Source organism: Pseudomonas sp. LAMO17WK12:I5 (assembly GCF_900215165.1).
Lineage (GTDB): Bacteria > Pseudomonadota > Gammaproteobacteria > Pseudomonadales > Pseudomonadaceae > Aquipseudomonas > Aquipseudomonas putida_A.
The window spans coordinates 76,691-89,557 of sequence record NZ_OBDS01000005.1; the positions used below are offsets into that span (position 1 = coordinate 76,691).

The window sequence follows — 12,867 nt, forward strand, 5'->3', positions numbered from 1 at the left end:
CGCGATTTTGCCAGCCTTGGCGCATTTGCGCTGCTCTCTTGCGTGGGTTGCTTTATGGATGCCTGCGATAAAAGGGCGCGTGAAATTTGGCTGAATCAATGAAGAAGGAGAATTCCGACAGTTGAATCCTAGGTTGAGCGCTGAAATTTCCGAGGACGCCGCAGGAAAAAATACATGTTTGAACTTGGCAGCCATTTTCTGCTTTTTCGCTTGTTTTATCGACACGTTTGTCATTACTTTTGCCGTTCAAGCGCAAAGGAGTGCGTCAATACACACTGAAAAAGGACGTCTTTCAATGCATCCGTATTTCGAACGCGCTGAGGAAGTTGCACACCTGACCGACGATCAGATCGAGCAGATTTATCAGCGATATCTGGACGGGGAAAAAAGCGCTGCGCTTCTGGCCGAGTATCAGATCCCTGCCACTGTCCGCAGCTTGCTCAAGGTTTTGCCGCCGATTGTCAGTCAGGATCTGAAGTGCCCTTATTGCGATGTGCCGATGTGGGTACGTCGGCACGCCCGGGGCACTCCGATCTCGCAGCGTCATCCTTACAAGTGCATAAGGTGCGAGCATCGATACTCAGCATCCGCCCGCCATGGCCGACGCATGGCGTGTACTTGCCAGGCGTGTTGCCAGGTTCATCAGCAACAATTGGCGGCGCAGGCAGAGCGTGATCGACGCGAACTTGAATCGCGCTTCGGTATACCGAGTCCTGCGGTACCGTATTCAGCCCTTGGGTTTGTGCAGAAGCTGACGTTGCTGGCCTTGCTTGACGATGGCAATGGCAGTCATCCCGAATGGATCGCGCCGTTGAGCGCGACATCCCGAAGCGAACATCTGGCACCGAGCGTCGAGGCCAGCGAGGAAAGATTGAAGAGTCTGCACGAGGCGGGCGTGTTAACGGTCGCGACGAGCTCTGATATCAGGGCCTTCGATCGCACTGAGGGTTGCAGTATCAGTGACTATTCTGCAGTGCGCTGGCAGCCTAATGTGGCACTCGGCGGAGTTGCGCGCTGTAATCGGGAAAGCCTGTACCTGACGCTCTATCAGGAGTTATCCGGCGAGATTCAGGTCGCCTGGAAGAGTGAACTCTACGGGCTGATTTTCGATCTGGCCCGAGAAGAATCGCTTCAATACATCCGTGTGCTGGCCAACGAAGTCAGTTTTTCGTTCACGGCCGAGGCGCGTGCCGAAACGGTTGTGGGGCAACTCCTGCAGGATTTTTCCGTAAGCCAGCTCTACTACTTCGCCCGCCTGGCAGTAAAAAACGCTGCGCACTTCTACGCCACCGGCAACTCCAAAGGTCGCAATCATGCGTCCAACACCATCCCGCGCAACATGCTCGGGACCGCTCAGGATGCCCTGACTCGGAACTGGCGCAAAAACGCACACCGTGATTCGCGGGTACCGCAATCGGCGTTGCATCGGCTGTTGTACGACGTAGTGCTCAAGGACAGCGGTGCCGGGTTTTCCAAGTCGCCGGGAATGTATTGGCGCGATGAACTGGTGCCGCAGTTCTTCTCCCGTGCAGCTTTTGACAGCGATCTGCTCGGTCATTTGAGGCTGTTTTGCCGAGAGTGTGACTCCAGCAATATCGACGCCAGCATGGATAAATTGATCCTGAAAACCATGTGTTACGACTGTGCCACCGTGAGCAAATTCAGGGCTTTCGAGGAGCTGCCTGACTGATGTTTATGGGGGCTAAGCGGCCCAGGAAAAAGGGAAGGCATAAGCTCAATGTGGCTGCTTTCCTTTTTTTCTTCGAGGTGGTTCCTGAGGATGTTGCCTTGAATCTTTTTTGAGTTCTGAGGGCTGTTTTCTAAAGTGCATGATTGTGCGGTAAGGAACGTAAAACAGGAGCTGAAAGAGAATCGGGGGGAGTAAGAATACGAAAAGAAAAACTCCTGAAGAGTACGTTGAATAGAATAGAAAATTCTGACCCATGATCCTCAGTTTTGAGTCGCGGCTCATGAGGTCGGTGGAGTTTAAATAAGCTTCATAGGTGAAGATAGAGCAAAATAAAAGCAGGGCAATGAGCGATAAGGAATATTTTATGAGTGAAAGTTTGTTTGCTCTTTCAAATATCTGGTCGGATATTTTTAAGCATCGGTACAGGAATATTAAGCTGAATACTGGCGCAAATACCGCAATGTAATTCGTGGTTATCCTGGAGCTTAGAGGGAGTTTGGATGACCAGAAGCCGATGTTTTCGATCAGATAGTTTTGTAGAGCAGAATCGAGCAGCATAGGATGGTGCTCGTTAATGATTGGAACTATCAGGTTGATGAGGAGGATCGGCGCCAGCATGGATATAAAACATGCGGTTGATATGGATGGCTCAGGAGTGTTTTGCACCGTGTAATCCTTGTTTGGTGGCCGGCTCAATTAATTGAACCGGCAGGCAGAGTATTAATGCGCTGGCGTCGTTTCAACTAGCGTGAATACTGTGTCATTTATCTTTTCTACGGTTTTGGCATCGAGTAAAGCGGCAACGCCAGCCACGAGGAGACCGGTAGCGACTACAGCAATTACGGGTGGAAACGAAAAAGCAGCTAGCACTGGTGGTGCTATGAGAGCGACCAGCATCCCTGCTCCGGCTCCTGCGGCAATGCTTTCGAATTCGAGTAACAGGGGTTTCCAGTTTCCATCCTGAAAACCGATGATTGCCTTTTCCACAACAGAATGCGCCTGCACGATTTTTCCGGTTACGCCAAATCCTTTGGCGAGCCGATTGACACTGTCCATGTAGGACGCCTTGTCCAGTGCGTTCAGTGCGTCGACAACCGCACGGGTATCCTGCGGGCTGAGCTTTGCATTCGGGTTGGTTCGCACCTGCTCGAACGTTCGCAGCGCTTTGTTGTAGCTCCTGATCTTTTTCCCTGATACATCCTTTTGAAGATCCATCACCACTTGATGCAGGTTGGCGCCGTATTTCTCGAGGATGAATTTGTTCGCGTCGGCGACGTAAGCCACCGCGCGTTTGTAGTCATCAATACGTTTGGCCTCCGCTTCAGCAGCGATCCGTTGTTTTACTTCCTCCAGTCGCAGAGCAGCCTGACGCGCCTGCTCTTGTCTTTGCGCCTCTTCAGCTTGTCGCGCAGCTTCGGCGGCCTGCTGTTGGGCGAGGGCCTCGGCCTGTCGCCGAGCTATTTCGGCATACAGTCTGGTCTGGCGGTCTTGAAGATTTGCGATTTGTTCGTTCAGAAGCATGGCGTCGTAAGTGGCTTGTAACTTCGCATATTGTTGCGACGTTTTAATATCTCTTAATTTTTGCTGCAGTTCGGTATTTTTTTGAAAAAGCAATTCATTGACAATGTTGGTGGCTTTGTTTAGCCATGTATCGGGAGTGGGGTGGGGCAGCGGTGGGTGTCTGCTGTCTATAATGTTCAGCTCTGTTTGCAAGCCTTGCTCTAAATTGCGCTTTTTTTCCAGATAGTCACTTTCTATCGCCAGTGTGAGCCCATGCATCGGGTTGCCCAGCGGATAGTTCTTGAGAATATCTCCGCGAATGGTGCCAGGGTTCAAATTGATGATTTCCCAGGAGCCATCGCCGTAGATTATTGTTGTCGGAAGTTCAAGTTGTCGCATGTGTTGATTCCTTTCTTTGATAGAGACCCGTTCCGTGGGTCGGTTTGATAACTGATGTCTGGTTTTTTATGAGGTGCGCTTATATAGATAGCACTGCCGATTTTTGCGTTCAAATCGTGCTGTAGGAATTCGGTCTTCAAATTATGTGAGACATTTCTTGTCAGTTTGTAAGGATTCTTTAGTGTGTTTCTACTTGTTGTTTTTATTGGTTTTTTGGTGCGAATAATCGAAGGCTGTGTAAGCTTTGGCTGGGTGATTTTCCAAGGAGGAAAGGTGTGGCAGGAACGAATTTCAGGTAATCGGTCATTTCAGGTGCGCTTGCCTGTTGAACGGCCACCTGAAGCGCGAGAATTCTCTTTGGCTGCTAATGTTTACCGGTGCGCGGGGCCGCGTTTACGTGCCAATGACCGAATATGTCGCAGCACCGCAAGCAGACACATTGTCGCACCCATTAAGCTGCGCAACGGATGAGCACCCGTAAAGACATTGTCGGCGGCCTCGACAGTCGTTTTTGCAGATGCCCATTCAATGGAAGGTGAATGTGACCTGAGTGTCTCGTCCAGCTTCACCCACCTGTCCCCCTGTTTCCTCTGCCCGAGAATCAGGAACAGGGCGACACAAGCCCCGAAAGGGGTGTTGCACGCGACGCTTTCCATCAATAACAAGCTTAAGCGGAGTACCACAGATGGCGTTCTTCACCGCAGCCAGCAAAGCCGACTTCCAGCACCAACTGCAAGCGGCACTGGCGCAGCACATCAGTGAACAGGCACTGCCACAAGTGGCGCTGTTCGCTGAACAATTCTTCGGCATCATTTCCCTGGACGAGCTGACTCAACGTCGCCTCTCCGACCTCGCTGGCTGTACTCTTTCCGCGTGGCGCCTGCTTGAGCGCTTCGATCACGCGCAACCGCAAGTGCGCGTCTACAACCCCGATTACGAGCGTCATGGCTGGCAGTCGACCCACACCGCGGTCGAAGTGCTGCACCACGACCTGCCGTTTCTGGTCGACTCGGTGCGCACCGAGCTGAACCGCCGCGGCTACAGCATCCACACCCTGCAGACCACCGTGCTCAGCGTGCGTCGTGGCAGCAAGGGCGAGCTGCTGGAAATCCTGCCCAAGGGCAGCACCGGCGAAGGCGTGCTGCACGAGTCGCTGATGTACCTGGAAATCGACCGCTGCGCCAACGCGGCCGAACTGAATGTGCTGAGCAAAGAACTGGAGCAGGTGCTCGGTGAAGTGCGCGTCGCGGTCGCTGATTTCGAGCCGATGAAGGCCAAGGTGCAGGAGATCCTCACCAAGCTCGATCACAGCGCATTCGCCGTCGATGCCGACGAAAAGACCGAAATCAAGAGCTTCCTGGAATGGCTGGTGGGCAACCACTTCACCTTCCTCGGCTACGAAGAGTTCACCGTTGTCGATCAGGCCGATGGCGGCCATATCGAATACGACCAGAATTCCTTCCTCGGTCTGACCAAACTGCTGCGCACCGGTCTGACCAACGAAGACCGGCACATCGAAGACTACGCGGTGAACTACCTGCGCGAACCGACCCTGCTGTCGTTCGCCAAGGCTGCGCACCCGAGCCGCGTACACCGTCCGGCCTACCCGGACTACGTGTCGATCCGTGAAATCGACGCCGACGGTAAAGTCATCAAGGAACACCGCTTCATGGGCCTGTACACCTCCTCGGTGTATGGCGAGAGCGTGCGGGTCATTCCGTTCATCCGTCGCAAGGTCGAAGAAATCGAACGCCGCTCCGGCTTCCAGTCCAAGGCTCACCTGGGCAAGGAACTGGCGCAGGTACTCGAAGTGCTGCCGCGTGACGACCTGTTCCAGACCCCGGTCGACGAACTGTTCAGCACCGTGATGTCGATCGTGCAGATCCAGGAACGCAACAAGATCCGCGTGTTCCTGCGCAAAGACCCGTACGGTCGCTTCTGCTACTGCCTGGCCTACGTGCCGCGCGACATCTATTCCACCGAAGTGCGCCAGAAGATCCAGCAGGTGCTGATGGAGCGCCTGAAGGCTACCGACTGCGAGTTCTGGACCTTCTTCTCCGAGTCCGTGCTGGCCCGCGTGCAGTTGATCCTGCGTGTTGATCCGAAGAACCGCATCGACATCGATCCGCTGCTGCTGGAAAAAGAAGTGGTACAGGCCTGCCGCAGCTGGCAGGACGACTATGCCGCCCTGACCGTCGAAAGCTTCGGCGAAGCCCACGGCACCAACGTGCTGGCGGATTTCCCGAAAGGCTTCCCGGCAGGTTACCGCGAGCGTTTCGCGGCGCATTCGGCGGTGGTCGACATGCAGCACCTGCTGAGCCTGAACGAAAAAAATCCGCTGGTGATGAGCTTCTATCAGCCGCTGGGCCAGGTGTCCGGTCAGCGCGAGCTGCATTGCAAGCTGTACCACGCCGACACCCCGCTGGCGCTGTCCGACGTCTTGCCGATTCTGGAAAACCTCGGCCTGCGCGTGCTGGGCGAGTTCCCGTACCGTCTGCGTCACACCAATGGCCGCGAGTTCTGGATCCACGACTTCGCGTTCACCGCGGCGGAAGGTCTGGAGCTGGATATCCAGCAACTCAACGACACCCTGCAGGACGCGTTCGTCCACATCGTCCGTGGCGATGCCGAGAACGATGCGTTCAACCGTCTGGTGCTGACCGCCGGTCTGCCATGGCGCGACGTGGCGCTGCTGCGTGCCTACGCCCGTTACCTGAAGCAGATTCGTCTGGGCTTCGACTTGGGCTACATCGCCAGCACCCTGAACAACCACACCGACATCGCTCGCGAGCTGACCCGGTTGTTCAAAACCCGTTTCTACCTGGCGCGCAAGCTGGGCAGCGATGATCTGGAAGACAAGCAACAGCGTCTGGAACAGGCGATTCTGACCGCGCTGGACGACGTTCAGGTGCTCAACGAAGACCGCATCCTGCGTCGTTACCTGGACCTGATCAAAGCCACCCTGCGTACCAACTTCTATCAGACTGATGCCAACGGCCAGAACAAGTCGTACTTCAGCTTCAAGTTCAACCCGCACGCGATCCCAGAACTGCCCAAGCCAGTACCGAAGTTCGAAATCTTCGTTTACTCACCACGCGTCGAAGGCGTGCACCTGCGCTTCGGCAACGTGGCGCGCGGTGGTCTGCGCTGGTCCGATCGTGAAGAAGACTTCCGTACCGAAGTGCTTGGCCTGGTAAAAGCCCAGCAAGTGAAGAACTCGGTCATCGTGCCGGTGGGTGCGAAGGGCGGCTTCCTGCCGCGTCGTCTGCCACTGGGCGGCAGCCGTGACGAGATCGCGGCCGAGGGCATCGCCTGCTACCGCATCTTCATCTCCGGTCTGCTGGACATCACCGACAACCTGAAAGACGGCGCGCTGGTGCCGCCGGCCAACGTCGTGCGTCATGACGACGATGACCCGTACCTGGTGGTGGCAGCGGACAAGGGCACTGCGACCTTCTCCGACATCGCCAACGGCATCGCCATCGACTACGGCTTCTGGCTGGGTGACGCGTTCGCCTCCGGTGGTTCCGCCGGTTACGACCACAAGAAAATGGGCATCACCGCCAAGGGCGCGTGGGTCGGCGTACAGCGCCACTTCCGCGAGCGCGGCATCAATGTTCAGGAAGACAGCATCACTGTGGTCGGCGTGGGTGACATGGCCGGTGACGTATTTGGTAACGGCCTGTTGATGTCCGACAAGCTGCAACTGGTCGCTGCGTTCAACCACATGCACATCTTCATCGATCCGAACCCGAACCCGGCGACCAGCTTCGTCGAGCGTCAGCGCATGTTCGACCTGCCGCGTTCGGCCTGGACCGACTACGACACCAGCATCATGTCCGAAGGCGGCGGCATCTTCTCGCGCAGCGCGAAGAGCATCGCCATCTCGCCGCAGATGAAAGAACGCTTCGACATCAAGGCCGACAAGCTGACCCCGACCGAACTGCTGAACGCCTTGCTCAAGGCGCCGGTGGATCTGCTGTGGAACGGCGGTATCGGTACTTACGTCAAGGCCAGCAGCGAAAGCCATGCCGACGTGGGCGACAAGGCCAACGACGCACTGCGCGTCAACGGCAACGAGCTGCGCTGCAAGGTAGTGGGCGAGGGCGGTAACCTCGGCATGACCCAACTGGGTCGTGTGGAATTCGGTCTGAATGGCGGCGGCTCCAACACCGACTTCATCGACAACGCCGGTGGCGTGGACTGCTCCGACCACGAAGTGAACATCAAGATCCTGCTGAACGAAGTGGTTCAGGCCGGCGACATGACCGACAAGCAACGCAACCAGTTGCTGGCGAGCATGACCGACGAAGTCGGTGGTCTGGTGCTCGGCAACAACTACAAGCAGACCCAGGCTCTGTCCCTGGCGGCGCGTCGTGCCTACGAGCGCATTGCCGAGTACAAGCGTCTGATGAGCGATCTGGAAGGCCGTGGCAAGCTGGACCGTGCCATCGAGTTCCTGCCGACCGAAGAGCAGATCAACGAGCGCGTTGCGGCAGGTCATGGCCTGACCCGTCCCGAGCTGTCGGTGCTGATCTCGTACAGCAAGATCGACCTCAAGGAACAGCTGCTGAACTCGCTGGTGCCGGACGACGACTACCTGACCCGCGACATGGAAACGGCGTTCCCGCCGACCCTGGTCAGCAAGTTCTCCGAAGCCATGCGTCGTCACCGTCTGAAGCGCGAGATCGTCAGCACCCAGATCGCCAACGATCTGGTCAACCACATGGGCATCACCTTCGTTCAGCGACTCAAAGAGTCGACCGGCATGAGCCCGGCGAACGTGGCCGGTGCTTACGTGATCGTGCGTGACATCTTCCACCTCCCGCACTGGTTCCGTCAGATCGAAGCGCTGGACTACCAGGTCTCCGCTGACGTGCAACTGGAGCTGATGGACGAGCTGATGCGTCTGGGCCGTCGCGCTACGCGCTGGTTCCTGCGTGCCCGTCGCAACGAGCAGAACGCTGCCCGTGACGTCGCGCACTTCGGTCCGCACCTCAAGGAGCTGGGTCTGAAGCTCGACGAACTGCTGAGCGGCGAAATCCGTGAAAACTGGCAGGCGCGTTATCAGGCTTACGTCGCGGCCGGTGTTCCGGAGTTGCTGGCGCGTATGGTGGCGGGTACCTCGCACCTGTACACCCTGCTGCCGATCATCGAAGCGTCCGACGTCACTGGTCAGGATCCGGCTGAAGTGGCCAAGGCCTACTTCGCCGTGGGCAGTGCGCTGGACATCACCTGGTACCTGCAACAGATCAGCGCGCTGCCGGTTGAAAACAACTGGCAGGCCCTGGCCCGTGAAGCGTTCCGTGACGATGTGGACTGGCAGCAACGTGCGATCACCATCTCTGTCCTGCAACAGGGCGACGGCACTCAGGACGTGGAAGCACGCCTGGCGCTGTGGATGGCACAGCACGAAAGCATGATCGAGCGCTGGCGCGCCATGCTGGTGGAAATCCGTGCTGCGAGCGGCACTGACTACGCCATGTACGCCGTTGCCAACCGTGAGCTGCTGGACCTCGCGTTGAGCGGGCAGGCGGTGGTGCCTGCGGCTGCTGCGAATGCCGAGCTTGAACTGGCCTGAGTAGTGGTTGAATGAAGAAGCCCCGGTGTCGTGAGATGCCGGGGCTTTTTTGTGTCTGGATTTTATGGTGTTTGTTCCGGCCTTATCGCGAGCAGGCTCACTCCTACAGTTGGAATGCGTTTTCCCCCTGTAGGAGTGAGCCTGCTCGCGATGAGGGCCTGACTATCAATACAACTTATGTGCTTGTTTACTATCAAGCATCGACACTTTATCTGTCGGCCTGGTCAATAAATTACTCAGCGATTGATCAAACTTCTGTAGCGCCCGAACTTGCACATCCTGCTGTTGATTAATATCCGCGACGATCTCTTCCGAACGTTTGAAGTCCGCCCAAACCGGTGTCAGTTCTTTCGCTTCAGAACCTTTTGCTGTACCGATGTAGTTCAACTTCGCATCATAAAAATCCGCACTCACATCAGCCTTGATGTCGGAGCTGCGCGAGGTAATCAACTGGCTGTGGGCGTCGACGATCGCCACCACATCGGGGTGCGCCGCGCGCAGGCTCTGCATGTCCGGGTACACCGTGACCGAGCCGAACTGCCGTTGCAGCGAGGCCTTGACCCAGTCCACGGCCATGTCCGGTTTCGAGGTGTTGACGTAGGCGTCGTGGATCGGCTGCACCAGCAGGCTCTGGCCGAAACCGGTGCCGGCGTTGGCCTGATAGTCACGTAGATATTCGCGGTTGGTCAGGGTGCTGGGGCTGTAGACCACGCCCAGTGACACGCCGGGACCGCTTTGCACCTGGGCGGCGCTGCTGCGGCCGACCGGTTGGGTGAACAGGGTATCGAGGGACGACACCGCTTTCGGCGCGGTGGGTACTGAACAGGCGGACAAGGCTAAAACCGATATCGCCAGGGTACTGGCAAAGGCAAGTTTCATGGTGAATCTCCCGTGAAGCAACTTCAGTCGGAAAGTCAGCGTTGTCGCGGCTGTTTGTGACGGGCGCACGACAGTTGATTCAGACTAAACCCGCCAACCTGTAAATAAGCTGACAATTTTTCGAGTTGTGGCGATGCATTAGTTTTATTGGCTTTAAGGCGAATCGGTTAATTGCCTCGGGAAATAAAAAGGCGCAAAACAGTGTTTTGCGCCTTTTTATTTATGGCTGTGCCAACAACCATCAGTTTTTCAAGGGGATCAATACTTGCTCGTCCGGGGCCAACACCATGAACACCAGCAACTTCGCCGGTTTGCTGTTGCTGGCATTTTTCGACACCAGATGTTCGGAGCCGGCCGGTTCGTACCAGAACTGGCCTTTCTTGTAGGTGATCGGCTGTTCGCCCTTGACCTGGGAAATCACTTCGCCTTCGAGCACGTAGGCCATGGCGGTGCCGTCGTGTTTGTGGGCGATCGAGGATTGGCCGGGTTTGTAGTCGACTTCGATCATCATGGCTTTCTTGCCGGGGGCGTTCTTCAGCATCTGGTCTTGCAGGACGGTGACTTTCTCGGATGGGTCGTGAGCCAGGGCGGCGGCAGACATGGACAGGGCGAGAATGGCGGTGAAGAGGTGCAGGGCTTTCATGTTCGATCACCAGTTGGGGAGGGGTGGTGACCACAGTAGTCTGCGGGGTGGGGTATTCAAACGGCCAATATTCGGGAAGATCGGGTGACCAATCTGGGGGATATCAGCGCTTTCGAATACGCCATCGCTGGCAAGCCAGGCTCCCACAGGTTCTGCTGTCGTTCATATGATTGTTAACAACACGAAACCCTGTGGGAGTCTGGCTTGCCAGCGATGGCGTCAGTAAGTCAAATGATCGGAAAGGAGTTGAAATCCACACTATTGGCCAGACGGCTATCAATCAGGTCAATAAACCCCTGCGCCTCGGGCCGGTTGAAGTGCGCCTGCATTGCCGCTTCCGACTGCCAGCGTGCACTCACCGTCCAGCGCTGGCTGTCCTCGGGGCAGCGGTCGACCATGTAGGCGTCGCAGCCCGGTGTCTGGCGCAAGGTGTCGACGATCTTCTGCAACTGCCGGCCGAGTTCTTCCGAACGCCCGGCGGCGGCGCGCACCTGGACGGTGTTGATCACTTCGTTGGACATTGCTCACACTCCTGAAGCAGGCCGGACGAATCCTGCTCATTGAGGGATAACGCCAGTGCAGAATAGGCCTGCACCTGCTGATCACCAATAACCAATCGGCGGTTAATCGCCCAGACCAATCATTCACGCCACTTGTTGCAGAATGTCGCGCAGGCGATCCAGAGCGGTGTCGATGTCGAGGGTTTCAATGGCGCCGAAGCCGAAGTACAGACCGCTCTTCACCGGTTGCCGGTAATGGAATCCGTCGATGGAATACAGCCCGACCTCGACTTTTTTCGCCAGTTCGATCACCAGCGGCAGGTCGATCGGCACTTTGCACAACACCGCCATGTGGAACCCGGCACTGGGCGGAATCGCCTCCAGCCACGGCGAAAGATCACCGGCCATGCGCGCCAGAATCCGTTCGCGGCGCTGGGCGTAAATCGTATGGCAACGGCGGATGTGCTTGAGCAGGCAGCCTTCGGCAATGAACTTGGCCAGCGCCCATTGCGGCAGGGTCGAGGCGTGCAGGTCGGTGAGTTGTTTGGCGCGGATCACCGCTTCGAGAATCGCCGGCGGCAGGATCGCGTAACCCAGGCGCAGCTCCGGCAGCAGGGTCTTGGAGAAGGTGCCGACGTAGGCCACGATGCCGCGCTGATCAAGGCTGAACAGTGAGTCCGTCGGCCGCCCTTCGTAGCGGAATTCGCTGTCATAGTCATCCTCGATGATGATCGCGCCCAGCTCATACGCCCGGGCCAGCAAAGCTTCGCGGCGCGCCTGGCTCATCGGCATGCCCAGCGGGAACTGGTGCGACGGCGTGACATAAATCATCCGCGTGCCCTCGGGAATCTGCTCGACCACAATCCCTTCGGCATCCACCGGGATTCCGACCACTTCGGCACCGTGGGTGCCGAACAGCAACCGCGCGGGCGGATACCCCGGATCTTCCATCGCCACCCGGCTGCCGGGGCTGATCAGCACGCGGGTGATCAGGTCCAGCGCCTGTTGCGCGCCGTTGCACACCACGATGTCTTCGTCCTGGCAGTTGATCCCGCGCGAAAACGCGATGTGCCGGGCAATCGCATTACGCAGCGCCGGCAGGCCTTCGGGCACGCTGTAGAAGCCTTTGGAGCCGGCCATCTGGCGCATCGCGTGCGACACGCAACGGCGCCAGTCGTCATGCGGGAACTGGCCCTTGCTGGTGGCGCCGCCGATGAAGTCATAGCGCAACGAACCTTCCAGCGACGGGTGGCGCAAGAACACCGGCAGGTTGCGCCAACGCTCGATCACCTCGGCGCTGGCCAGTTCGGTGTGGCTCTGCTTGCGCTGAATCTGCGCCGGGCGGGCGTTGACGTACGTGCCTTTGCCGATCACCCCGGTGAGGAAATTTTCGTAAGTCAGCTGCGCGTAGGTGTCGGAAATGGTCTTGCGCGAGATCCCCAGTTGCTCGGCCAGCAGACGGCTGGGCGGCAACTGCGTACCCGCCGCCAACCGCCCGGACTCGATGGCGCCGCGCAGCTGGTTGTATAGCTGGCCGGCGAGGTCCTTGCGGCCATTGATCACGACGTGAAGTTCCATACCGACGCGGCTCCGGGGGGCGATTGAAGTGTCGGCCAGATTACCGCTGTTGGGTGATTGGCAGTAGTTGCCTACCCGAAAAACTCCAAATTGGTCA

8 protein-coding genes are annotated in these 12,867 nt (G+C 57.3%); 2 read left to right on the plus strand and 6 right to left on the minus strand.

Features of this window, described 5'->3' with window-relative positions; translation table 11 throughout:
* Window positions 1-133: 133 nt before the first annotated feature.
* A complete protein-coding gene (locus CRO59_RS10035) occupies window positions 134-1,690 on the plus strand; it encodes a hypothetical protein (protein ID WP_256578381.1) in 1,557 nt (518 codons plus the stop codon).
* A gap of 45 nt (window positions 1,691-1,735) precedes the next feature.
* Here the strand turns inward: CRO59_RS10035 and CRO59_RS10040 are convergent, their stop codons facing one another.
* Together CRO59_RS10040 and CRO59_RS10045 are read right to left on the minus strand one after the other, a co-directional pair.
* On the minus strand, window positions 1,736-2,356 hold the full coding sequence (locus CRO59_RS10040; protein WP_143503057.1) for a hypothetical protein: 621 nt from the start codon (window positions 2,354-2,356) through the stop codon (window positions 1,736-1,738).
* A 54-nt stretch (window positions 2,357-2,410) separates the two neighbouring features.
* A complete protein-coding gene (locus CRO59_RS10045) occupies window positions 2,411-3,589 on the minus strand; it encodes a colicin-like pore-forming protein (RefSeq protein WP_097087171.1) in 1,179 nt (392 codons plus the stop codon).
* A gap of 685 nt (window positions 3,590-4,274) precedes the next feature.
* On the opposite strand from CRO59_RS10045, the gene CRO59_RS10050 reads away from it, so the two are divergent.
* Entirely contained in the window at window positions 4,275-9,170 is a 4,896-nt protein-coding gene (locus tag CRO59_RS10050) for an NAD-glutamate dehydrogenase (RefSeq protein ID WP_097087173.1), read from the plus strand.
* Window positions 9,171-9,335: 165 nt separating this feature from the next.
* On the opposite strand, the gene CRO59_RS10055 is transcribed toward CRO59_RS10050, so the two are convergent.
* From CRO59_RS10055 to CRO59_RS10070, 4 genes are all read right to left on the minus strand, one after another.
* Entirely contained in the window at window positions 9,336-10,049 is a 714-nt protein-coding gene (locus CRO59_RS10055) for an ATPase (protein ID WP_096797257.1), read from the minus strand.
* Between the two features lie 241 nt (window positions 10,050-10,290).
* Window positions 10,291-10,692 (minus strand): cupin domain-containing protein, encoded by a 402-nt coding sequence (locus CRO59_RS10060; protein WP_041062438.1) that lies wholly within the window; start codon window positions 10,690-10,692, stop codon window positions 10,291-10,293.
* A 227-nt stretch (window positions 10,693-10,919) separates the two neighbouring features.
* Complete coding sequence (locus CRO59_RS10065; protein WP_096797255.1) at window positions 10,920-11,213, minus strand: putative quinol monooxygenase; 294 nt, start codon at window positions 11,211-11,213, stop codon at window positions 10,920-10,922.
* Between the two features lie 123 nt (window positions 11,214-11,336).
* Window positions 11,337-12,770, minus strand: a complete 1,434-nt coding sequence (locus CRO59_RS10070; protein ID WP_097087175.1) for a PLP-dependent aminotransferase family protein — start codon at window positions 12,768-12,770, stop codon at window positions 11,337-11,339.
* Window positions 12,771-12,867: the final 97 nt, after the last annotated feature.

Excerpts from the sequence above, each read along its gene's own strand:
- CRO59_RS10045 (WP_097087171.1), bottom strand. The coding sequence starts at position 3,589 with ATGCGACAACTTGAACTTCCGACAACAATAATCTACGGCGATGGCTCC.
- CRO59_RS10050 (WP_097087173.1), top strand. The coding sequence starts at position 4,275 with ATGGCGTTCTTCACCGCAGCCAGCAAAGCCGACTTCCAGCACCAACTG.
- CRO59_RS10055 (WP_096797257.1), bottom strand. The coding sequence starts at position 10,049 with ATGAAACTTGCCTTTGCCAGTACCCTGGCGATATCGGTTTTAGCCTTG.
- CRO59_RS10060 (WP_041062438.1), bottom strand. The coding sequence starts at position 10,692 with ATGAAAGCCCTGCACCTCTTCACCGCCATTCTCGCCCTGTCCATGTCT.
- CRO59_RS10065 (WP_096797255.1), bottom strand. The coding sequence starts at position 11,213 with ATGTCCAACGAAGTGATCAACACCGTCCAGGTGCGCGCCGCCGCCGGG.
- CRO59_RS10070 (WP_097087175.1), bottom strand. The coding sequence starts at position 12,770 with ATGGAACTTCACGTCGTGATCAATGGCCGCAAGGACCTCGCCGGCCAG.